Origin of the sequence: Thermogemmatispora tikiterensis (assembly GCF_003268475.1) — a bacterium.
Lineage (GTDB): Bacteria > Chloroflexota > Ktedonobacteria > Ktedonobacterales > Ktedonobacteraceae > Thermogemmatispora > Thermogemmatispora tikiterensis.
Map to the genome: position 1 here is coordinate 1,765,294 of NZ_MCIF01000002.1, position 22,681 is coordinate 1,787,974.

Genomic DNA, 22,681 nt, shown 5'->3' on the forward strand with positions numbered 1-22,681 from the left:
GCAGTAAGAGAGCGTCACGATACTTTCACAAGAGAAAGGGCGAGGCTATGGCTGCAAACAAGCTCATCGCGCCGCATTTGTGGGCCAGTTGGAAGCCCTTTGGCCTGGGCGAGCGCAAGCCCCATCATTTCACCGAGATCGCGCGCACCTTCTGGCAGAATCGGCGCCATCCGCTCTACGCCTGGCGCATTCTGACACGCGGCTGCTGCGACGGCTGTGCCCTTGGCACCTACGGCATGCACGACTGGACGATGGACGGCATCCACCTGTGCACTATCCGCCTCAATCTGCTACAGCTGAATACAATGGGAGCCATGCCCTGGGAACGGCTGACCAACGATTTAGACAGCCTCAAGCAGCTCTCCAGCCCTCAATTGCGCCAGCTTGGTCGTCTTCCCTATCCAATGGTGCGACGTCGTGGTGAAAACGGCTTTCGGCGTATCTCCTGGGACGAAGCGCTCGATCTGATCGCCGAACGCATCCGTATCACGCGCCCGGATCGCCTGGCCTTCTATCTGACCTCGCGCGGCATCACCAACGAGGTCTACTACGTCGCCCAGAAGGTGGCCCGCTTCCTGGGGACCAACAATATCGATAATGCCGCCCGCGTCTGTCACTCTCCCAGCACTGTCGCTCTCAAGCAGACGCTGGGGGTTGGGGCCTCCTCGGTCTCCTACAAAGACTGGATCGGCACCGATCTGCTGATACTACTTGGCAGCGATATCGCTAACAACCAGCCTGTGACTACCAAATATCTCTATTACGCTAAAAAGGCTGGCACGCGGATCGTCGTGATCAACCCCTACAAGGAGCCGGGCCTGACGCGCTACTGGGTGCCCTCGGTCCCCGAGAGTGCCGTGATGGGCACCAGATTGATGGACGACTTCTTTCAGGTCTCGACGGGCGGCGATATCGCCTTCCTTAACGGCACTCTCAAGTATCTGATTGAACAAGACTGGGTCAATCGCGACTTCATCGCCCGCCATACGGTGGGCTGGCCAGAGTTGCAGGCCGAGCTGGCTCAAGAGGATTGGGAGACGCTAGAGCGCTATAGCGGCCTGCCACGGGAGGAGATGCGCCGCTTCGCCGAGTTGATCCACCAGGCACGCCGCGGCATCCTTATCTGGAGTATGGGTCTGACCCAGCACACCTTCGGTGTCGATAACGTCAAGGCCGTGGTCAATCTGGCTCTCTCGCAGGGCTGGGTCGGCCAGGAGCATTGCGGCGTGGTGCCCATTCGCGGTCACAGCGGCGTCCAGGGCGGAGCCGAGGTTGGGGCTGTGCCCGACCTACTGCCAGGCGGGGCCTCCGTCAACAATCCCGCTGATGTCGAGCGCTTCAGCCAGCTCTGGGGCTTCGAGGTACCAGAAGGAAGCGGGCTGCGCGCCGTGCAGATGATCGACGCCGCCTACGACGGCGATCTCGATGTGCTCTACTGCAGCGGCGGCAACTTCCTGGAGGTGTTGCCCGATCCAGACTATGTGCGCCAAGCTCTGGAGCGCATCCCGCTGCGTGTGCACCAGGACATCTTTGTGACCAGTCAGATGCTGGTTGATCCCGCGGATACGGTTGTGCTCTTACCCGCCCAAACGCGCTATGAACAGCCAGGAGGCGGCACTGAGACCAGCACCGAGCGGCGCATTATCTTCACCCCCGAGATTCCCGGGCCACGCGTCGGTGAGGCGCGCTGCGAGTGGGAAATCTTCCAGGAGGTGGCCGCCCGTGCCTATCCGGAGCGCCGCGAGCGCATTGTTTTTCCCAACGCTCAGGCGATCCGTGAGGAGATTGCACGGGTGATGCCGCTTTACGCGGGAATCGAGCGTCTGCGCAAGCCTGGCGATCAGGTGCAATATGGCGGGCGCGTGCTCTACCGTGATGGCCAGTTCAAGACTGCCGACGGCAAGGCCCATTTCTCTGTACTGCGCCCCCCTGAATTAAATCTGCCCGAGGGACGCTTCATGCTCTCAACCCGTCGCGGCAAGCAGTTCAACAGCCTGATCTACGGCAAGAAGGACACCATGAGCGGGGCCCCGCGCGATAGCCTCTTTATCTCTGCCGAAGACGCTGCCGCCCTGGGCCTGCGGCACGGCGACCGCGTGCTAGTCCGGAGCGACAACGGCCAGAGCATGGAGTGCCGTATCTTCATTGACGAGATCAAGCCGCGCAACGTGCAAGCCTTCTGGCCAGAATGCAATGTGCTGCTGCGCCGGCGCGTCTGTGATACTGCCGCTGGCATGCCCGACTACAACGCTCTTGTCGAGATCGTGCCACTGGCGACACCTGCGCTGGCCGCTGCCAGCAGCGCAAGCCACTGACCGGACTAGCCATAGCTCACCTGCAGCAGATCACTCACCGGTTACCGCCAGGATCAGGCGGCCAGCTAGTAATCAGAAGAGTAAGATGGGCGGCTGTGAGCTGCATAACAGGCCACAGCCGCCCGTTCTTCCTCCCGGGGACAGGGAGGTAAGAGCGAGAGCCTCACGGCTCTCCAGGAAAGGGAGCCAGGGTCGGGTACCGCGGTGCTCAGAGGGAAGAAATCTGCTTAGCGAGCAGCGGCCACCGGCGCTTCTCCTTCTTGTTTAGCGACAAGCATACTCCCTGAGAATATCATTGAGTGGCTCACGCTGGATACACTGTTCAAAGCGGAACGACTGCAGCAAGCGATCAAGCTCGGCCTCGTTTAGACCAGCAAAGAGTGCGGCGAACTCCTCCAGCAGCGGCTCCGCCAGCAGAATGTGACGCACCAGCCGACGAATCAGCCAGCTCGCCCCAAATGGGAAAGGAGCATAGTCAGGGAACTCACGCGCAAAGATCTCCTCCAGAGGTTGCATAATATGGCGGATGTGAGTATCCAGCGTCCCCCAGGTATCGACGCCGAGACGAGCCTTCTTCTCCAGGAAGGGGCGCAGCAGCTCGTTCCAGGGAGAATCGGGGGCAGTATAGACCAGGCCCTGGAGACCGATGTCCTTATAGGTCCAGATGGACCAGCTCGCTCCATAGCGTCGGTAGATCTCCAGCTGATCGCGCAGCAACTGATAGCGCATGGCATCAGCCTCCGGCTCGCCACGATAGACTGGACCGAACTCGCCGATCCAGATCGGGCTGCCCTTCTCGCGCATGAAAGCTGTGCGCTTCAGAAAGACCTCCTCAATGACGCTGGCATCAAAGTATTGGCCATCGGTATAGCCTGGATAAGGGCCGCCGTGGATGAAGCCAGGCTCGGCGTAGTCATGCGCCGTAAAAACCGTATTGGGCCAGACCTGATGGAACATGTGAAAATCTTGCGAATAGCGGTTCCCATCGAAAAAGATGATATGGTGAGGATCGACCGCCCGAATGGCCTCGTAAAGACGGCGATAGAACGGCTCAATCAGCTCGCCCGTGGGATCACCAGGCTCATTCATTGGATTGTAGCCCGCCACCCAGGGATGGTCACGATAGTGGCCGGCAAGGGCCTGCCAGAGATGGACCGCCCGGTCCTGGAAATGGCGATGCTTCCAGAACAGTGCCTTATGCGTTGGATTGTCGCTATGCCAGTCCTGGTTTTGGTAACCCGGCAGAGCGTGCAGATCGAGAATGGTATAAATCCCCTGCTCCGCACAGAGATTGACGACGCGGTCCAGATGCCGGAAACCCTCTTCTTTGATGACAAAGGGTTCCATATCTGACTCAAAGTGACGATAGTTGATCGGAATGCGTACGAGATTCAGCCCGAGCGAAGCGAGGAAGCGCGCGTCATCCGGACCAAAGAAGTACTCCAGGAAGCGATCGAAGAAGAAGCGATATTTCTCGGGGCCGAGCACCTTGTATAAGGCTTCACGCTGCGCTTCCTCGTTGGCCGGATAGCCGGTAATGAAGTTTTCCATGTTCATCCAGCCACCCAGGCCAACGCCGCGCAAGATCACGGGCTGGCCCTCAGTGTTGACAATCTGTGACCCCTGCGTAGTGAGCATACCCGATGTCATGCTATCCTTTCTCGTTCTATTCTCATGGTGGTGGCGAGCCGGGTTGTACTAGCTGCCTGTCTATCTCAGTAGCCTCCCCTTGCCTTGCACCCTGACATGACCACAGCGATGTCGGTGAGCGAGATGGCAGCCAGTATCACACCAGCTCCACAGGAGCGGCAACGCAACCTTGCGGTCTCCGCTCCTTTGTCTATCGGCCCTCTCAGCGGCTGAAACCGGCCAACAAGCCCGTTAACAGCTGCCGTCGACCGAAGATATAGAGTAAGAGCATTGGCACTGCCGAGAGGAAGACCGCCGCCATAATGGCTGGCACGTCGGCAGCATACTGTCCCTGGAAGCTCCACAAGGCTAGTGGCAAGACACGCACCTCCGGGCTTTGAGTCAAGACCAGAGGGAACAAGAATCCATTCCAGACCTGGATCGACTCGTAAATGGTCACCGTGATTAAGGCCGGGCGCGAGAGCGGAATGACCAACCGCCAGAGAATCTGCAGATGGCTGGCTCCATCCAGGCGCATCGCCTCATGTAGCTCGGCAGGGATATCACGAATGAAGGTCACCAGTACCAGCACCGACAACGGTACCCCGAAGGCTACATAGGGCAGAATCAGGGCAAAGAGCGTATCATAGATGTGCATGCTACTGATGATGGCATAGATCGGAATGATCACGGCCTGCAAGGGGATCGCCAGGCCCAGCAGGAACAGGTTAAAGATCGTCCGCGTCAGCCGGCTGCGCATGCGAGCGATCGCGTAGGCCGCTGGGACCGAGATCAGCAGGATCAGAGCCACGCTGATCACCAGCACAAAGAGACTGTTCAGCAGATAGAGGCTGAAGCCATTTTCCCAGACGCTGATATAGTTTTCCAGCGTCGGCTGCGATGGCGGCAGCCAGGGATTATCGAGATAGAAGCCGGCCTGTGAGCGCAGGCTGCTCATAAACATGTAGAGCAGCGGATAGAAAGCCACCACGAACCACAGCAAGCCACAGCAAGCCGGAATCAGCTCGATAAGCCGACTGGCCCGGAAAGGCCGCCGCTGGCGCGAGAGCCGCTCTTCTGGCGTGCGCTTCTCCGCCCGTTTCTTCTCACCGAGAGCTGTCGGGGCAACCTCGGCCTGCATTGGCAGGCTTCGCCCCCCAGCCAAAGAGAACGCGCTCAAGAGGACACGGGTCAGCCGCATCGCCTCTCCTCCTTCTCTTCGGCATTCCATTCCTTCCTCCCTTCCTTCTCTCGTCACCAGGCTGCTCACAGCCCCTCAAGCTGGCTTGACATGCGCAAGAAGCCGGTTACCCGCAGCAGCAAGAGAGAGAGCGCAATGCCGCTTATGGCCAGCACCAGAGCAATGACGCTGCCATAGCCGACCTGCTCGTCCATAAAGGCGGTAATATACATATGCAGCGGCAGAATGCGCGTCGCGTAGCCAGGCCCGCCGCCGGTCATTACCCAAATCAGGTCGAAGTAGGTCAGCGAGCCGGTCAGCATAAAGATCGAAGAAGTGATGATGGTGTACTTCAATTGCGGCAGCGTGATCGCGAAGAACTTGCGCAGCCTGCCGGCGCCATCGATTTCCGCTACATCATACAGCTCACGGGGGATCTGACGTGCGCCAGTCATATAAAGCAGAGAATGGAAGGGAATGAACTGCCAGGCGATGACGATAGCCACTACATAGAAAGCCAGGCCCGGATCGCCGAGCCAACCACGCGCCCAAGAAGAGAGGCCGAGGGCTCGCAAGGCGACATTGATCAGGCCAAAGTTGGGGTCAAGGATCGAGACCCAGGTGATCCCGATAGCCACTGTTGAGAAGAGCAAGGGCAGAAAGTAGAAGACGCTCAGGACAGCGCGATAACGCTGCTGGCCTGCCATAAAGACCCCAAGCAGTAAACTCAGTGGGGTCTGCAGCACCCAAGTCAGGATCATCATTTCCACAGTCAGGCCAATAGCGTGCAGCGTCAGGGGGTCAGAGAAGAAATGTAGCCAGTTCGCCGGGCCGATCCAAACCGCCTGGGCGATGCCATTCCAGTTCGTAAAACTCAGATAGACGGCCACTAACAGGGGGAAGAGCGCGAATAAGGCGTAGAAACAGAGGGCCGGAGCAGTCCACAGGAGTGCCGGCCAGGAGGCGGGCCGTCTTCGGATAGGAGCGACGCGCACGGTCACACTCATACTCATCGTTTTAGCCTCAGCTCAGCGGAGAACAGCGGGTGCTAGCAGCATCTCATAGCCTCACCAGCAAGCGATCAGTGGTCTGGAGAAGCGGGCCAGCACTTAGTACTCAAGTAAACAATCTGGTTGCACGTGTCAGGATTGCAGCTTCCGAGAGAGGGGCGTGACTGAGTAAGTGGGTAGGTAGAACAGGGGTCCCTCCCCGCTCGTAGACCCTGCTCTACCTACCGCACTGCCCCGATACAACTACCGCTGCAGTAGCTAGCTTGCGCTACATCAGGTACCGATCGTCTGATTCATATTAGCTGAGAACTGCTGCGGCGAAATCTGGCGCAGGAAGAGCTGGTCCAGATTGGCCAACAGCGCCTGAGCTGGCTGCGGTGGCAGAGCCTGATCCCAGGCCAATTGGAAGTGGACAGCCTTCTGCACCAGGCGATAGACGAAGAGTAGCCAGTCACTATGCGGAGCGCTGCTCAACTTATTCTCGATGCCCTGGACTGGAGGAATCTCACCCAGAGCAATGCGGCGATCGACTGCCTCATCATTGAGGACAGCGTCCTTGAGATAGGTCACGCAGGCTTGAATGGCCTTCGACGTTTTGGCAACCGAGTAGTAATTGCAAGGAACACCCGTCAGATTGGAGGGATCGCCAATGCCGCCTTCGACCGCCGGGAATGGGAACCAGCCGAGCTTGCCCTGCTGGATAAAGGAGGGATCATCGTTCAGAATGGTGCCGAAGTCCCAGGTACCCATCAAGTGCATGGCGGCCTTGCCGGTATAGAGCAGGGCGCTGGCCTGGCCGGTATCATAGCTCACCGAGGCGAAACCGCTGCCGAAGGCCCCGGCGGCCACCAGGTCCTGAATCATCGTATTGGCCTTGATAATGACCGGGTTTGACCAGGCATTGGGCTGGTTGGCCATGATGGCATCAAAGACCTGTGGACCGCCAAGGCGGTCGACCAGGTACATCTCATACATCAAATAGGTCCACTTACTTGCTCCACCCAACGCAATCGGCTGCAGCCCCTGTTGCCTCACTGTCTTCACCAGATTGAGCAGGTCGCCCCAGGTCTGGGGGATCGAGAGCTTATACTTCGCGAAGATATCCTTATTATAGAGGAAGACCACAGGCTGCACCCCGTCGTTGGGGATACCATAGATGTGGCCGTTGAAGGTAGCAGCGCCCAGCGAGGAAGGCAGGAAGCGATCGCGCCAGGCCGGATCGGCGTTGAGATCAGGAGTCAGATCATAAACATCGCCGGCATCGATATAGGATTTGAGGATGCCGCCGCCCCAACCAAAGAAGATATCAGGGGGCTGGTGCGCTCCCATCGCCACCTGCAGCTTCTGCTTGTAGGGGTCATTCTGGAAGAACTGGACGGTGGCGTGAATCGAGGGGTGTGTCTGGTTAAACTTCGCCGTGATATCCTGGATCAGCTTCTGATCGTTGCCAGTGCTGATATCCCAGACCACAATCGACTGAGCGCTGCCCCCTCCGCCGCTCTGGCCACCCACGCCAAAGCAGCCCGAGAGCAACGCGGCCAGCGAGACCGCGCCGGTCGTCTGGAGAAAGTCGCGGCGAGAGAGTCTCCTTTGCTGCATAGTTCCATCTCCTCTGGCATCTTTGCTCGCCCGTCATGATTGAGGCCCACGCAGACAGTGGCATGGTGCTGCACATGGACAGACCCGGAAAACATCCTTGCTTGGCCGGTAGAACAGGGCAGCCCTCTGGCTTGCCGTGCCCCTGTCGCCGTCCCGGGACGGGGGCCAGACCAGACAAGAACAGAGAGACCGAAGCGAGCCGGCACCGGGGCTGGCCGCCAGAGGGCTGCCTTGAGAGCAATAGATCAGGCGCTCGTCGCTGAGAATAGCCTCCTTTCTGCAGCTTCTACTGTTGCGGCTGCCTTCGCCACCTGCTCTGATGGCTTGGCCTGCAAGGCGTAGGCCGATCTGACCTGCCATCCTTACATGTATACAGCCAGACGTGTATACATACTGATGTGTTTTTCCACCAGTAATCTATGAGCACACGCCTCCCTGCGATGATCGGCGCCCTGGCGAGCGCTAGCGATCAGGCGAAGGTGGGGGCGCGCAGGATTCGCGCACAACCAAGGAAGTCGCCAGCTCGATGCGCATGCTATCGAGCGGTTCGCCTGCAATCAGACGCAACAACATTGTTGTCGCCATGCGACCCATTTCGGCCAGAGGTTGGCGGATAGTTGTCAGCGTTGGGGAGACCATCGTTGCGATAGGCACATCGTCAAAGCCGACCACACTGATATCGTCGGGCACGCGCAGGCCATGTGCCCGCAGGGCGGCGTAGACTCCCATCGCCTGCAAATCGCTGCCGGCGAAGATCGCCGTTGGCGGCTGAGGCAAAGCCAGCAGCGCGCAGGTCTGATCGTAGCCCGTCTGCTGGCGAAACTCACCGGGGCGGATCAGCTCCGGATCGATTGGCAAGCCTGCCTCCTCTAGAGCAGCGCGATAGCCGGCAATGCGATCCTGACTGCAACGGAGATTAGGCCAGCCGGCGATAATAGCGATGCGGCGATGTCCCAACGAGAGCAGATACTCAGTTGCCGCTCGCCCACCAGCCCAATTCGTAGCGCCCACTGATGGAACATCGGGTCCCAGCTCGCCGCGATGGTCAACCACCACAAAGGGGATACGATGCCGGCGCAATTCGTCGAGGCGCTCTGACTGGCCCTGCGCGAGCACCAGAATGGCCCCATCGGTCGCGCCCTCAATGACCTGACGCAGCCATTGCCGCTCACGGCGTGACTCGTCGTGTGTCGTCGAGAGAGCCATCCGCAGCTCGGTGCGCTCCAGCACCTCCTCCACACCGCGAATGATCTCGAAATAGTAGGGGCTATCCAGATCCGGCACCACGAGGTCAATGATCCCGCTGCTCCCTCGTCTGAGGGCATTCGCTACCCGGCTGCGCACATAACCAGCCTCACGAATAACACGCTCGACACGCTCGCGAGTAGCCGGAGCCACATCCGGACGGTTGTTCAGGACGCGGGAGACCGTCGGTATCGATACCCCAGCGCGGGCCGCGATCTCGGCGATGGTGCTGCGTCGCCGATTCATGCTCTGCCTCGACTTTGTATTCATTACCGGTAACCTTATCGCGACAGTGGTTGCTTGAATCATACCTGGGAATCAGCCTTCTGTCAAGGGTGATCTTCAACTGATTATCTCGGCTTCTTGCGATGAAAGCGCCGAATGCTGAAAAAAATATGGCTGCTCCGTCGGCATTTTTCCGATAACGTTATCATAGACAGAAGGCCCAGGATGGTCCTGCGATTCGCCTGGCCCCGGTCGGCTATGCTACCATACATGATAGAAGGCCGCAGACCGCAGACAGGGTTATCGGCTTTCGGCTACCGCCTTGGTCAGCCTGAGCCCGGACCGAGGCCAGTGGTTGACAGAAGTGAGGGTATGGATGGATCTAGTGGGCCGGTCACTGTGAAAGGATTCCAGTTCGCTGGGATAGCCGGCTTCTTTGGATAGTTTGACCTGCTGCGAGGGAGGTATAGAGAGCGTGGATCAGCGCAACGGCGGGCCGCTTGCGCAGGCCGTACAGGAATTCGAGGTCTCCCTGGTTGATATGGACCCGTTTTTCATCCACTATACTGCTTACACTATCTGGATGGATCGTGGCTTTCTTCATCTGCTCAAAACCCTGGGCCATCCGCTGCACACCCTGTTCGCTGAGGGCTATGGCTTCCCGGTGGTCCATTGCCAGCTTGATTTCTGGGAGCCGGCGGCGCTTGATGAGCGCGTGCGCCTGACAACAGCCCTGGTGCGTTTGGGACGAACGAGTCTGACAGTGCGTTACGATTTTGCCCGAATGGAGGCCGATGGCTCTCTGACGCCGCTGGCGCGCGGGGAGAGTGTGCATGTTTATACCCAGCGCGCGACACGCCAGGCCCATGAATTGCCGGCCTGGTTGCGAGCTTTGACCGAGGGCGAGAGCAGGGCGCCGACCGCGCTGCCGCACGAACAGGAGTCCCAGTGAACGGGGAGCTTCTTTTCGCTCGCGTGAGCTTTCCCCTTCGCTCCAGGTCCAGAGGCTGAAGTGATCCTTTTTGAACAAAAGCTATCACAATAGCGGCCCTGCTGAGGGTTCACTGCTCCCTCTCATCCCGAGGGATCTATTCCTCTTACATGGCCTGGCAGCGCTTTTTAAGAGGACGCAGCACGTTTTTAGGTGCACTCAGCGTTACATCAGAATTCCGTGGAGAATTCAGGGCCTACTATGTTATAATACCCCTCGAATGAGTCTTCCATTGACACAGTGTAATACGTAGTACAGCTCTCCTACATTCCTATACGAGATTGCCCGTTTCCAGGAGAGGATAGAGAGAGGAGCCTTGATGCCAAGTACTGGGAAATGGCTCAGAAACAGCCTGCTATGGCTGCTACTGGCAATCGCCATTGTCCTGATCCTCGTTGTCTTCTTCCGCCCCCAGAGCGGCGCTAAAACAGTGACGGTTTCCACCCTCCTGAGCCATCTGAAGGCGGATTTGCACAATGGGGTTCAGGATACGTTAAACGTCGGAACGAATACCCTCACCTTGACGCGGGGTGCCACTTCTTCGGCTCAGCGCGAGGTCGCTAATATCAACGATTCGTTCGATATTACCCGCGTGCTGCGGGATAATGACATCGATTACACCAACAATCGCTTGCTGACCCTGCAGTACGAGGCGCCAAGTTCGCTGGGTGCGTGGTTGAATCTCCTCGGGGGCCTCATTCCCTTCGTGTTGATCGCTGTGATCGTCATTATCTTGCTACGCCAGGCTCAGGGCACCAATAACCAGGCGCTCTCGTTCGGCAAGAGCCGCGCGCGCATGTTCCTGGGCAATAAGCCTACGGTGACCTTCGCCGATGTAGCCGGCGTGGATGAGGCGAAGCAGGAGCTGCAAGAGATCGTCGAGTTTCTGAAGTATCCTGATAAGTTTGCCGCCCTCGGGGCCCGCATTCCCAAGGGTCTGCTGCTGGTGGGACCGCCCGGCACGGGGAAAACCCTGATCGCTCGGGCCGTAGCCGGTGAGGCCGGCGTGCCATTCTTCAGCATCAGCGGCTCGGAGTTCGTGGAGATGTTCGTCGGTGTGGGGGCGAGCCGGGTGCGCGATCTCTTCGAGCAGGCGAAGCGTAACAGTCCCTGTATTGTCTTCGTCGATGAGATCGATGCGGTGGGGCGCCAGCGCGGCGCTGGTCTGGGCGGCTCGCACGATGAGCGCGAGCAGACGCTCAACCAGATTCTGGTGGAAATGGATGGCTTTGATTCGAGCACCAATGTGATTGTGATTGCGGCCACCAACAGACCGGACGTGCTTGATCCAGCCTTGCTTCGCCCCGGTCGCTTCGATCGCCAGGTGGTGCTCGATCGCCCCGACATCCGCGGTCGCATGGCTATTCTGCAGGTCCACGCTCGCGGCAAGCCGCTGGAGAAAGATGTCTCTCTGGAGACGATTGCTCGCCAGACTCCAGGCTTCTCTGGGGCAGATCTGGCCAACCTGCTCAATGAGGCCGCCATTCTGGCTGCTCGACGCAACCGTCGGACTATCAGCATGAAGGAGCTGGAGGAGGCCATCGACCGGGTGGTAGCAGGGCCAGCGCGTAAGAGCCGCATTATTAGTGAGCGCGAGAAGGCGATTACAGCCTACCACGAGGTCGGGCATGCCCTGGTGGCGCGCATGCTGCCCAATACTGACCCGGTGCATAAGGTCTCAATTGTGGCTCGTGGCCAGGCCGGCGGCTTCACAATGCTGCTACCAACAGAGGACCGCTATCTGTGGAGCAAGTCGCAGTTCGAGGATATGCTAGCCTACGCCCTCGGTGGCCATGTCGCTGAGTTGATTATCTTCGGCGAGGTGACGACTGGCGCCTCTAACGACATCGAGCGCGTGACCAAGATCGCCCGCTCGATGGTCACCGAGTACGGCATGAGCAGCCTGATCGGCCCTGTGGCCCTCGGCCATAAAGAGGAGCTGGTCTTCCTCGGTCGCGATTTCAATGAGCAGCGCAACTACAGTGAGGAAACGGCGCGCGAGATTGATATGGAGGTGCGCCGGATCGTCCAGGAGGCTTTCAACAAGGCCTATCAGGTGCTGTCTCAGAATAAGAAGCGCCTGATCATGATCAGCGAACGTCTGATTAAGGAAGAGACTCTGGAGGGGCCAACCTTCGAAGCGCTCTTCAATCAACCAATCCAAGAGGATGAGTACGAGTCTCCCTCAATCCTCGCTGGCACGCCAGACGTCCGCGATACCCGCTTCAACGGCAAGCGGGATGACGTAAGCCGCCTGCCTGATACGCTCTTTCCTTCGCTACCTTCGGGCTTCCAGTCCTCATCTCACGGTGAGGGAAACCGCGAGCCGTAACCAGCCTTACAGCCCAGGCCGCTCTCCTCTTGCTGGTGGGGCCGAGGCTGTCGGCTGGGCACTGCAGGCAAGCGGTGGGTGGGCCAGGCTAGCTTGCCTGTGCGCCCGCCCCCACTGCGGCCTGGCTTGGACCGGCCAGTGCGCTTGCCACCTTATCTCTCCGCCCTACCAGGATCTGGTAGCTCTGCGCTACCCGCAGGTAGTAGACTCGTACATCAGTCGCAGTGCCCGCTGAGCAGATCGCTATAGGAGTAGGGTACTACTGGTAGGCGATCCAGCTCTAGCAGCGAGATGAGCGCAGAATGCTCAGCGCTGGCCTCGCCGGGTGTGATCTTCTCGTCGATGACAGTCTCTAGTTCGACAAAGGAACCAAGATCTTTGACTTCATCCAGATGGATGCGCGTATGCCCATAGCGATAGAAGCGGCGCGTCTTCTCAACGACTACCAGGACTCCCAGAGCCGACGAAAGCAAGGCCCGGAGAACGATTGGCTCGCTCACAGGATAGACCAAATACTCGCAGGTACGCGTCCCCGCCCGCTCCTGCCGGAGCGAGGAGATAAGGAGCGCTCCCTCTCTACCGCCTTCACGGCCTCCCTCGGCTGCTTCCTGACCCCGCGCTCGTTCCCCCGCAGTTTTGTTCATTGCCACGTCGACTACGCTGGCCGTGGCCACAATTTCGTCTTCGCGCCACCACTCGCGTAACTTAAGGCGAGCATGGGTTGCCAAGAAGTAAGTATCGCGCTGCTTCACAGTGCGTACATAGGTCGCTCCGGCGCTGCAGGCCAGTGCTTCTACCTGCTGGAGCGTCATGGCACCGAGACAGCGGACTTTTAATTCCAGGTTTTGCACGGTCAGGCTATCCTTCCAGCTAGAGTCTCCTATGTTCTTCATTATACCGCCACGAGCACTTCACTGATAAGAGCCAGCCACTGCGCTGATAGCGGCACCAGGACCAAGGCTTTACAAGGATTGCCCCCCGCACTATACTATTCAGCAAAGGTCGTGCGGCACGCACCGCGCGCCTCACAGGTTGGCCTGCCTGACACCAGCCAGATAGATAGCTCTGGCCCGACTTGCTCCTCTCTGGCCTCGCGCAAGCCGGCCAGGAGGCTGGCCTCCGCGGTGATCAGCGTGCGACAAGCGCGGCCTCTATCCAGAGCCGGTGTCTGGCTGCCGCCGGTTTTCTTTTTTTGCTCAAGATCCTCTTTCACCACTATTAACCGGGCAGGAACGTCTCCCCCTGCTGGGGGAACGCGGAGTGTTGTCTAGCTAGAGGGAAGAGCAGCAGGGAAAGGGTCCTTCGCATCTCCCTCAGCCCCGTTACCTATCCGGGGAAAGGCGCGGCGGCTCACTCTGGCAACAAGCAAGCTGCCGAGCCGCCAGCTCTAGCTGTATCAGGAGGGACGACCATTGACTGAGCAATTCCGTGAGGTAGACCTCTGTGTCACTGCTCCGCGCGGCTTCCGCGCAGGAGCTGTTGCCTGCGGTATCAAATCCGATGCGGCGATCAAAGACCTGGCGATCCTGGCCTCGGATGTCCCTTGCGTCGCCGCCGGTACCTTTACAACGAGCCGCACCCCCGCCGCCCCTGTGCTGCTCTGCCGGGAGTATCTGCGCGGCGGTAAGGCTCAGGCGGTGGTGGTCAACAGCGGCAATGCAAACTGCGCCACCGGCGAGCAGGGTCTGCGCAATGCCTATCGCATGTCCGAGCTGGCCGCCGCTCGCTTAGGTATCCCGAAGGAGCTGGTGCTCTGCTCTTCGACGGGTATCATTGGCCGGCAATTGCCTATGGAGAAGATTGAGCGGGGCATCACGGCTATTGAGCTGAGTAGCGACAGCGGCAACGATTTCGCCGAGGCCATTCTGACGACCGATACACGCCACAAGCGCATCGCTCTGGAATTCGAGATCGAGGGCCACACCGTGCGTCTGGGTGGAGCAACCAAGGGCGCCGGGATGATCTACCCAAATATGGCGACCATGCTCTGCTATTTGACAACTGATGTCGCTGTCGAGCAAGCCTGGTTACAAGAAGAGCTGCGGGCCGCCGTAGCGGACTCGTTCAATATGATCTCTGTCGACGGCGATATGTCGACGAACGATACCTGTCTGCTCCTTGCCAATGGCCTGGCGGGTAACACGCCGCTCAATGGGGCCCATCCCGAGGCTGGACGCTTCCGCGAGGCGCTGCGTCGCGTGACCACCTATCTGGCCCGTGAGATCGCCCGTGACGGGGAGGGCGCGACCAAGCTGATGACGGTCCACGTGCGCGGCGCGCGCGACCGAGCCGATGCGATCAAGGCGGCCCGCGGCATCACGCTTTCTCCTCTCTGGCAGTGCGCTCTGGCTGGAGGCGACCCTAACTGGGGGCGAATTGTCGCCGCTCTCGGCGCCAGCGGCTGTACGCTTGACCCCGATCGTTTCGATATTTTTATCGGTCCTGTCCAGGTGGTGCAGCAGGGAGGAGCCGCCTCTTACGATGAAGCGGCGGCCCGCTCCGTGATGGCCGCCAGCGAGGTAACCATTACGATTGATCTGCACCTGGGAGAGGCAGAGGCCACAGCCTGGGGTTGCGACCTGACCCACGGTTATATTGATGAGAATACACTCTATACGCGTTAACTCGCCAGCGCGTCCGCTCGCTCGCCAACAGCAGCAGGTCCGCGGCAGAATAAGGAGCTTGACCGATGACGACACCTATGTTGAAACGCGACTGGATCGCGCTTGAGCAGAAATACTACCAGGCCACTTTCAAACGCCAGCCGGTAACGTTTATCCGTGGCCAGGGCATTCGCGTCTGGGATACAGAGGGACGCGAGTATCTGGACTTTGTAGCTGGGATCGCGGTGAATGTCCTTGGGCACTGCCATCCTGCGGTGGTGCAGGCCGTCCAGGAGCAGGCAGCGCAACTGATCCATGTCTCTAACCTGTACTACAATACGCGTCAGATCGAGCTGGCCGAGCAGCTGGCTCTGCTCAGCGGCGGGATGCGCTCGTTCTTTAGCAACAGCGGCGCGGAGGCCAATGAGGGAGCTATCAAGCTGGCCCGGAAGTTTGGCCGCCTGCATCGCAACGGCGCCTATGAAATCATTAGCATGGAGCGCAGCTTTCACGGGCGCACGCTGGCCACAACGGCAGCCACTGGCCAAGCCCATTATCAGGAGACCTGGAAGCCCCTGCCAGATGGCTTTAAGCAGGTCCCCTTCAACGATCTCGATGCTCTCAAGGCAGCAACCAGCGAGAAGACGGTCGGGATCTTGCTGGAGTCGGTCCAGGGTGAGGGCGGGATCTGGCCAGCCACCAGGGAGTTTCTGCAGGGTGTACGCCGCTGGTGCGACGAGCAGAATCTGGTGATGATCTGCGACGAGGTCCAGGCAGGCATGGGACGAACGGGCAAGTTCTTTGGTTTCGAGCACTACGGCGTGATGCCCGATATCATTACGCTGGCTAAGGGCCTGGCCGGCGGCGTGCCGATTGGTGCCATGCTGACCGGGCGCCGCACTGATTTGTTCGTGCCCGGTGACCACGGCTCGACGTTCGGGGGGAATCCCCTGGCCTGTGCTGCCGCTTTAGCCACACTGAAGACCATCCAGGAGGAGCGCCTGGTCGAGAATGCCGCGCGCATGGGCGAGTACTGGCACGAGAAACTACAGGCCCTCTGCCAGAAGTACGATTTTATTGCGAATCCGCGCGGCATCGGCCTGATGCGCGCCGTGGAGGTTAAATACGATCTGGCGCCGGCGATCGTCGATCAGGCTCTTAAGCATGGTCTGCTGCTGAATAACCTGGGGAACGCCACTCTGCGTATGGTGCCACCACTCATCTTAACACGAGCCGATATCGATGAGGCCGCCCAACGCCTCGATCGCGCCCTCGAGGATGTGTCTCTTCAGCGCGGAGTTGCCGCGCAGTCCTGATTGTCCTGACTGCGTCTCCTTTGCTCGCAGCCAGCAGCCTCACCGGCCACCGGCATGAAGCGCGCCGGCGGCTGTTGGCTGTGCGTAGCGCTCCTGGGAAGACCAGGAGCGCTCAAGTTGCAGGGACCACGGCCAGATAGCCGACCACCTCGTAGCCGCGGCCCGGTCGCTCAGCGGTCGGCAGATCACTCAGCCACTCCCAGCGCCGTTCGGCCAGCACCGTAAAAGTCTGGCGCACCAGATCAAAGAAGGCGTAGGGGACCAGCGGTAACTCACGCCGTACCGGCCCTCCTTGACTCATCTCACCCTCTTTAAAGAGGAAGCCCCGCACGTCGCTGAGCAGGACGATCAGCCCACCCGGCTCGACCAGGTCGCGCAAGAGGTGCAAATGGGCCGCAATGACCCGCAGGCGGAAGTGCTGGGCAGCCTCCTGATAGCGGCGATGACGCTCCTGCGTTCCCAGATGGCGCGCGGCTCGCTGCTGCACGGTGTCGAGGAGATCAAGCAAGGGATAACTGAAGAGCTGGGAGAGCACCAGCGAGCTGATGGCCAGACCAAAGGTCGCACGCGGGAGGCCCTCAATCTGGGGCGGGTCGGGCACAGGACAGTCATCCAGAACGGCAGCCAGACGGTCCCAGAGCGCTGAGGCCTCCCCCTGCACCAATTTACGCCAGGGGAGCAGGCGCAACCGCTCCTGCAGCAGGGCGCTGACGCCTCCAGTCAGGTCACAGGTCAGCAACTGCACCCGGGCTTGCAAGGAGGCAGCAGGCAACCCAGCCCGCGCCTGCAGCAGAGCCGTTCGATCCAGGTCGACAAGGACCACCTCATCCGCCGCGCGCGCGAGCTTCTCCAGTGGGACTTCGGTGCAGGCTCCTGCCCCCAGTACGGCAATGCCCTGCGAAAGAGCCGGCGAGCGTCGCCCCAGAGCTTCCAGCATCAGGGTAGCACACTGCTCCAGGTGCTGCGGTGCATGCTCTTGCAGCCAGCGACGGCGCGCGGGCCCCTGTGTTTGGGCATTATTGTAAGGTAGCGAATCGATACGCACAGCAGACCAACGAACGAGAAGACCTCACATTTATCCCCACAGCCCACCCGGTACGGGCCGCGAGCCTACTGTCCGCTATAGCGCGGCGGGCGCTTCTCACGGAAGGCCGCCACGCCCTCACGATGATCTGCGGTCTCAATAGCGATCTCCTGCAGCTCGCCCTCCAGACGCAGCACCGTCTCCAGATCGCTGTTCGCCGCCGTATTGAGCAGCTGCTTGATCAGCCCATAGGCCCGAGTTGGCCCCTGCGCCAGCCGGCGGGCCAGGGCCCGCGTGGCCTCCTCGAACTCAGCATCGGGCACACAGCGATTGACCAGCCCGAGGCGCTCAGCTTCAGGCCCAGCGACCTCGTCGGCCAGCATCGCCAGCTCCAGCGCCTTGCCAAGCCCAACCAGGCGCGTCAGGAAGAAGCCTCCCCCCGCATCAGGGATCAAGCCGATGCGCGCAAAGGCCTGCAGAAAGCGGGCATTTTCCGAGGCAATGCGCAGATCACAAGCCAGCGCCAGACTACAAGAAGCCCCCGCCGCCACACCACGTACAGCGGCAATCACCGGTTTCTGCATCTCGCGGATGCAGCGGATCACACGATGGTACTTCTGTAGATGCTCGCTCACACGGCCTCGGCGCTCGCCCGCGGCCCGCGCTTCAAAGGCGCGCAGGTCCTGACCGGAACCAAAAGCTCCTCCGGCCCCAGTCAGTACGACACAGCGCACAGCGGCATCGGCGGCAGCCTCCTCCAGGACCGCAGCCAGTTCTTCGAGCATGCGATCATTGAAAGCGTTACGTACTTCAGGACGATTAAAAGCAATCGTCAGCACGCCCTCTGCCTGGTCGACAAGCAGATGTTGGAACGACTTCTGCATGGCTTTCTTTGCTCCTTCCCTCAACAAGGGGCACAGGCCTCGTTGCCGATTAAGGTCACCAGTCAGCTTGTACAGGCTCGCAGAGCACGCGAATTGAGGTAGGTGCGGCGCTCAGACACGACTCAGCAAGGGGAGATCGAGCATAAGCACCTCCAGCGCGGCCCGCGGGTTCACATTCTGGTCGAGCGCCTCTAGAGTTCGCAAGATTGCATAAATCATGTGACGTGCGCCAGCAGCACCAAGCAGAGCTGTCTGCTTTTGGAGCAGCTCACGCATATCAACATTGACAATCAGATCCTGTCCCCCACTGGCCATCAGTAAGACATCGCGCCACCAGAGCAGCCACAACTCCAACAGCTGGCGCAGCCGCTCAGGCTCCCCACTCAGTCGCTGGGCGATCGCAAAGCGCTCTGCCCGCCCCTGCCCGGGCAAGCGCGCCAGCAGTTCCAGCTGTTCACGCCGCTCCACGAGCAGCTGCTCATCTTCTACAGCCCGTACGGCCCAGCCCATACGCCCTGAAGCCAGGGCAGCAATCAGCTCAGCCTCCGCCGGCTCGACCTCCCAGTAGCTTTCCAGAGCCTGACGGATCTGAGCAGTGCTCAACAGGTGGAGCGGGATATGCTGCACACGCGAGAGGATGGTCGGCAGGAGCAAGCCTCGCTCAGGAGCGGTCAGCAACAAGACTACCCCTGGCTCCGGCTCTTCCAACGTCTTCAGTAGGCAGTTGGCCGCCTGGGAATTCATCTCATGTGCACCCAAAATCAGGAAGATCTTATAGCGACCCTCCAGAGCGTGCCGGGCCGCCTCAGATTGCAGAGCGCGGATCTGATCAATGAGAATGAATTGCTTGTCGGGAGGACGAGCGACTACATGGACATCGGGATGATTGCCATGCAGCACCTTCCGGCAGGCCAGACAACGCTGACAGGGATTGAGCGGGGCCTGTCGCGGATCAGGGCCACCCATACACAGCAAGGCTTGAGCAAAGCGCTGTGCTAAGAGCGTCTTCCCAATCTGATCAGGGCCAGTAAACAGATAGGCATGGCGCACTTGCTGCGAGGCCAAGGCCCGTCGCAGGCGCTCCAGGGCATGCTCATGTCCGATGATCCCCCAACCGTGCGCGGCTGCCTCAAGAGCTGTCACAGTCATGGTTTTATTATCGTAGCAGAAAGAGCGCCTCAAGGCAAGGCGGAACAGCCTTCACGCACTTCTGCGAGTGCTGCCATGACCCATCCTGCTTCAGTTCGCCTGAGTATGCTATACTGTATGCTGTACCGTTGTTCGTTGAGCCGAGGAAGGCCGTGAGAAAATTCGTCCAGTGACTGTCACCTACCTCATAGCAGCGATGACAACTATATGCTATGCTGTATTCGAATTCGCAAGAGAGCAGTATGATACATGTGCGCATCCAGCACGATCTCCTGAAACACTAAGGTTGATGTAACCAATGGATACCTCTATCCGTCTCTACACTACGAACGGTGGCTGGCGCTCTATCCTGGATGCCACTCGTGGGAATCAGCCAGAGATGGCCCTGCCTGAAGAGGAACAGGCCACTCAGCTCGACTCACCCGAGGAAGATACGGATATGGCGGAGCCGGACGAGGAGGCTGAGACAAGCGCTCAGGCCCTCCCCCTCCAGGCAGCAACGACGAGCCAGGGCGAGGCCCGCAGCGTGGATGTGGCGGACTTCGAGGCGATCTTTCAACGCTATCAAACGCCAATTACGAATTTCATCTATCATATGATCGGGAACCGGGAACAGGCTTACGATCTGGCCCAGGACGTCTTTGTCAAAGCTTACCGCGCCTTGCTGGCCGGCACCGTGGTCCGCCCCGGCGCCCTCTCTTCCTGGCTCTATCATATCGCCGAAAATACGGCCATCGATGCGCTCCGCCGCCGCCGCCTGATTTCCTGGTTGCCTCTGTCGCTCTTTAACGACGACCGGGGCATCGGCGCCGGCGTACTCTCAGAGACCGGCAGTACAACGGGTGAGGGTTTCTCCGGCAGCGAGGACGGCAGCGAGGGGCGCCCAGGCGCCGCTACTATGCTCTATGAGCGGGGAAGCTATGATGGCGGTCGCTTTGAAAGCCGCGTCGCTGAGCACGAGGTGGTCGAGCGCGTGATGAGGCAACTGCCTCCAAAGTACGCCGTCTGCCTCTGGCTCTATGAATATCATGGCTTCTCATGTGCAGAAATAGCAGAAATGCTCAATATCAGTCCTTCAGCAGTAAAAATGCGGCTGATGCGTGCAAGAGAGCGCTTTATTACCCTGTATCGACAAGAGGTGGGGGAAGAGTGAACTGCACAGAGGCGCGGGGTCTTCTCGCGGTTTATCGCGATTTGAAAGAAGCCAAGGCCCAGCCATTGCTTCAAAATGAAGAGACGTGGGCCACCATACAGGAGCTGGAGCAGCATCTGGAGTCCTGTCCAGACTGCCGGCAGACGCAGGCAGACTTCACACTGGTCGGCGCCCGCCTGCAGCGTCTGCCTGCCATCGAGCCGCCCCCTGAGATGCGTGAGCGGCTGATGCGGGCCTTGGCCGCTGAGCATGCACGTTTTCTGAGGCGTGGTCTGCCTGGTACGCCGCCCCCCCCCCGATTTCCTGAAACCCTATATGCAGGAGCAACTAGAGCAGGAGGCGGGGCGCGACCCGTTGGCAACGCTCTCAACGGCCAAAACTGGCCCACTGCCAGTTATCCAGACAGCGCCGCGAGTGCAGCGGCGCCCGCCCATGCCTCAGCTAGCCGCTCTGGCTGTGGCCGCTACCTTCTTGCTGGCTCTACTCACCGGCGGCCTGACCTCTGTGCTACTGTTAGCTCAGCATTCTTCCGGCTCGATCCCCCCACCGGCTGCCATCAATCATCCCACGAATGTGGTGATGATGCGCTACGCTAGTGCTACCATCTACCATAATGTCGTCAGCGCTGCCGCCGATGGCAACGCCGTCTACTATAGCGCTTTCAACGATAGCACGCCCGCTGGCTGGATGCTTTTGCGCCTGGACCGCCAGACTCAGCTCAGTCAGCCGTTGCTGCCCAGCGCCCAAAGCAGTCCGCTGATCGTCCTGGGCAGCTCCCACAATCGTCTCGTCTGGCTCCAGTATGATCCGCCAGCCGCAGAGACGCCAGTCGCACCTTCGGCCAAGAAGAATCAGCACAACGGCTTGCCGCGCGATGCTGCAACGGAGGGACTGCGATCCTGGAAGCTCTTCTACGCCGTGGTTGACCCGGCAACCGGCCCTGAGTCGCTGCACGCGCAGCAGCTCTTAAGCGGGATCTTTAACCCTGCGCTGGCCGCGGGCATCGTGCACACCCCGGTACCAGGCATCTGGTTTCTGGAGAACGGCCTGCTGGTGGCCTCCCTTGACCAGCACGGGCTTTCTCACCTCTGGCTCTACAGCCTGCAGGAGAACGGTCAGGTTGCCAGCCGTAGCGAGCTGGCTTCCGCCCCAGCTGGGCACATCTATACCTCGCCGACTGCCACCGCTGATGGCAGTGACATCTTCTGGGCCGATGAGTGGCTCGACAGCGCCGGCCTCCTGCACAGCAACATCTGGACGCGACAAGAGATCGAAGTAAGTGCTCCCACACGGGGCCGCTGGCTGCCGCACACGCAGCCACAGACCTGGCTCTTCCGGGCTGATGGCACCTCGTTCCGTCCCGTGGTAGTAGGCCATACCTTCTTCATGCTGAATACAAACGATGGGCTAGATGGCACCTCCGCCCTGGCCACACCGACACCAGCGGCCAGTCCCAGCCCGCAGCCGGCCTCACAATCGACGGCCTCAACTCTGCCGCTCAACTCCAGTGTCACGCCGGTGGCCAACGCCAGCATCTACCCGCCCTCGCTGGATTTCCTGATCAGTGGCTCGCTCTATATGCTCTCGCTAGGGCCGGCCTCGGATGACACCTTTAGTCAGCTGAACACCATCAGCCATGTCTCGGCCCTGCAGGGCGGTGCCACCTTCGTCCTCTGGCAGGACGACAACAATACCTATGGCATGTTCGACGTCGAGTCAAACTCCTTTGTCCAGGTCGGGTCGGTGCTTAACGGCGCCGCATTTGTGGCCGTCAATGGCAACAGCGCTGTCTGGAGCGATGCCCCTAACCCATCAACCAGTCGTGGACCGGCGTCTATAAGCCCACTGGCCACAATCCGCATGTTCAACTGGCCGCTCACTGCCAGCGGCAGCGGCCACGAGTGAGCCTGTCTGAGTCTGAGCAGAGCGACAGAACAGGAGAAGATTCAAGACAAAGCCGGCTACCGGGCGATCAGAGCCTGAGTAGACGAGTAGTTCTCCGTCCTCCTGGCCAGATCGACGCTGA

The 22,681-nt window shown here is 59.9% G+C and carries 16 protein-coding genes; 7 read left to right on the forward strand and 9 right to left on the reverse strand.

Translation table 11 applies throughout. From position 1 onward, the window contains the following. Positions 1-47: 47 nt before the first annotated feature. Positions 48-2,315, forward strand: coding sequence for an FdhF/YdeP family oxidoreductase (locus tag A4R35_RS07085; RefSeq protein ID WP_112427884.1), 2,268 nt, complete (start codon positions 48-50; stop codon positions 2,313-2,315). A 264-nt stretch (positions 2,316-2,579) separates the two neighbouring features. On the opposite strand, the gene A4R35_RS07090 is transcribed toward A4R35_RS07085, so the two are convergent. From A4R35_RS07090 to A4R35_RS07110, 5 genes are all read right to left on the reverse strand, one after another. Continuing rightward, the gene (locus A4R35_RS07090; protein WP_223258241.1) at positions 2,580-3,965 is read right to left on the reverse strand and encodes a glycoside hydrolase family 5 protein; all 1,386 of its coding nucleotides are present in this window, start codon (positions 3,963-3,965) and stop codon (positions 2,580-2,582) included. Between the two features lie 202 nt (positions 3,966-4,167). Beyond that, positions 4,168-5,085 (reverse strand): carbohydrate ABC transporter permease, encoded by a 918-nt coding sequence (locus A4R35_RS07095; RefSeq protein WP_112434066.1) that lies wholly within the window; start codon positions 5,083-5,085, stop codon positions 4,168-4,170. Positions 5,086-5,210: 125 nt separating this feature from the next. Then, positions 5,211-6,137 (reverse strand): carbohydrate ABC transporter permease, encoded by a 927-nt coding sequence (locus A4R35_RS07100; RefSeq protein WP_112427888.1) that lies wholly within the window; start codon positions 6,135-6,137, stop codon positions 5,211-5,213. A gap of 270 nt (positions 6,138-6,407) precedes the next feature. Beyond that, positions 6,408-7,733, reverse strand: a complete 1,326-nt coding sequence (locus A4R35_RS07105) for a substrate-binding domain-containing protein (RefSeq protein ID WP_112427890.1) — start codon at positions 7,731-7,733, stop codon at positions 6,408-6,410. A gap of 462 nt (positions 7,734-8,195) precedes the next feature. Next, positions 8,196-9,248 (reverse strand): LacI family DNA-binding transcriptional regulator, encoded by a 1,053-nt coding sequence (locus tag A4R35_RS07110; RefSeq protein WP_189361450.1) that lies wholly within the window; start codon positions 9,246-9,248, stop codon positions 8,196-8,198. A 430-nt stretch (positions 9,249-9,678) separates the two neighbouring features. Here A4R35_RS07110 and A4R35_RS07115 point away from each other — a divergent pair, with 430 nt between their 5' ends. After that, on the forward strand, positions 9,679-10,155 hold the full coding sequence (locus tag A4R35_RS07115) for an acyl-CoA thioesterase (protein ID WP_112427894.1): 477 nt from the start codon (positions 9,679-9,681) through the stop codon (positions 10,153-10,155). 358 nt (positions 10,156-10,513) lie between these two features. Continuing rightward, positions 10,514-12,526 carry an ATP-dependent zinc metalloprotease FtsH gene (ftsH, locus tag A4R35_RS07120; protein WP_112427896.1) on the forward strand — a complete coding sequence of 671 codons (2,013 nt, stop codon included), beginning with the start codon at positions 10,514-10,516 and terminating at the stop codon, positions 12,524-12,526. 215 nt (positions 12,527-12,741) lie between these two features. On the opposite strand, the gene A4R35_RS07125 is transcribed toward ftsH, so the two are convergent. Then, complete coding sequence (locus tag A4R35_RS07125) at positions 12,742-13,377, reverse strand: class IV adenylate cyclase (RefSeq protein WP_189361453.1); 636 nt, start codon at positions 13,375-13,377, stop codon at positions 12,742-12,744. Positions 13,378-13,938: 561 nt separating this feature from the next. On the opposite strand from A4R35_RS07125, the gene argJ reads away from it, so the two are divergent. Both argJ and A4R35_RS07140 read left to right on the forward strand, forming a co-directional pair. Then, positions 13,939-15,150, forward strand: coding sequence for a bifunctional glutamate N-acetyltransferase/amino-acid acetyltransferase ArgJ (gene argJ, locus A4R35_RS07135; protein ID WP_112427902.1), 1,212 nt, complete (start codon positions 13,939-13,941; stop codon positions 15,148-15,150). 65 nt (positions 15,151-15,215) lie between these two features. After that, positions 15,216-16,445, forward strand: coding sequence for an acetylornithine transaminase (locus A4R35_RS07140; RefSeq protein WP_112427904.1), 1,230 nt, complete (start codon positions 15,216-15,218; stop codon positions 16,443-16,445). A gap of 112 nt (positions 16,446-16,557) precedes the next feature. On the opposite strand, the gene A4R35_RS07145 is transcribed toward A4R35_RS07140, so the two are convergent. The 3 genes from A4R35_RS07145 to holB all read right to left on the reverse strand — a co-directional run bounded on the left by A4R35_RS07145 (position 16,558) and on the right by holB (position 19,502). Further along, positions 16,558-17,382, reverse strand: a complete 825-nt coding sequence (locus A4R35_RS07145; protein ID WP_112427906.1) for a hypothetical protein — start codon at positions 17,380-17,382, stop codon at positions 16,558-16,560. Positions 17,383-17,555: 173 nt separating this feature from the next. After that, the gene (locus A4R35_RS07150) at positions 17,556-18,353 is read right to left on the reverse strand and encodes an enoyl-CoA hydratase-related protein (RefSeq protein ID WP_112427908.1); all 798 of its coding nucleotides are present in this window, start codon (positions 18,351-18,353) and stop codon (positions 17,556-17,558) included. Positions 18,354-18,464: 111 nt separating this feature from the next. Continuing rightward, on the reverse strand, positions 18,465-19,502 hold the full coding sequence (gene holB, locus A4R35_RS07155) for a DNA polymerase III subunit delta' (RefSeq protein ID WP_146747136.1): 1,038 nt from the start codon (positions 19,500-19,502) through the stop codon (positions 18,465-18,467). 298 nt (positions 19,503-19,800) lie between these two features. Between holB and A4R35_RS07160 the strand changes: the two genes are divergently transcribed. Both A4R35_RS07160 and A4R35_RS24630 read left to right on the forward strand, forming a co-directional pair. Continuing rightward, positions 19,801-20,655: an RNA polymerase sigma factor gene (locus A4R35_RS07160; protein ID WP_112427912.1), complete on the forward strand. Its 855-nt coding sequence runs from the start codon at positions 19,801-19,803 to the stop codon at positions 20,653-20,655. A gap of 315 nt (positions 20,656-20,970) precedes the next feature. Further along, a complete protein-coding gene (locus tag A4R35_RS24630; RefSeq protein ID WP_223258520.1) occupies positions 20,971-22,560 on the forward strand; it encodes a hypothetical protein in 1,590 nt (529 codons plus the stop codon). Positions 22,561-22,681: the final 121 nt, after the last annotated feature.

Coding starts and splice junctions, on each gene's coding strand:
- A4R35_RS07160 (WP_112427912.1), top strand. CDS start 19,801: ATGGATACCTCTATCCGTCTCTACACTACGAACGGTGGCTGGCGCTCT.
- A4R35_RS07085 (WP_112427884.1), top strand. CDS start 48: ATGGCTGCAAACAAGCTCATCGCGCCGCATTTGTGGGCCAGTTGGAAG.
- A4R35_RS07140 (WP_112427904.1), top strand. CDS start 15,216: ATGACGACACCTATGTTGAAACGCGACTGGATCGCGCTTGAGCAGAAA.
- A4R35_RS07145 (WP_112427906.1), bottom strand. CDS start 17,382: ATGCTGGAAGCTCTGGGGCGACGCTCGCCGGCTCTTTCGCAGGGCATT.
- A4R35_RS24630 (WP_223258520.1), top strand. CDS start 20,971: ATGCAGGAGCAACTAGAGCAGGAGGCGGGGCGCGACCCGTTGGCAACG.
- A4R35_RS07090 (WP_223258241.1), bottom strand. CDS start 3,965: ATGACATCGGGTATGCTCACTACGCAGGGGTCACAGATTGTCAACACT.
- A4R35_RS07095 (WP_112434066.1), bottom strand. CDS start 5,085: ATGCAGGCCGAGGTTGCCCCGACAGCTCTCGGTGAGAAGAAACGGGCG.
- A4R35_RS07105 (WP_112427890.1), bottom strand. CDS start 7,733: ATGCAGCAAAGGAGACTCTCTCGCCGCGACTTTCTCCAGACGACCGGC.
- A4R35_RS07110 (WP_189361450.1), bottom strand. CDS start 9,248: ATGAATACAAAGTCGAGGCAGAGCATGAATCGGCGACGCAGCACCATC.
- holB (WP_146747136.1), bottom strand. CDS start 19,502: ATGACTGTGACAGCTCTTGAGGCAGCCGCGCACGGTTGGGGGATCATC.
- A4R35_RS07100 (WP_112427888.1), bottom strand. CDS start 6,137: ATGAGTATGAGTGTGACCGTGCGCGTCGCTCCTATCCGAAGACGGCCC.
- A4R35_RS07150 (WP_112427908.1), bottom strand. CDS start 18,353: ATGCAGAAGTCGTTCCAACATCTGCTTGTCGACCAGGCAGAGGGCGTG.
- ftsH (WP_112427896.1), top strand. CDS start 10,514: ATGCCAAGTACTGGGAAATGGCTCAGAAACAGCCTGCTATGGCTGCTA.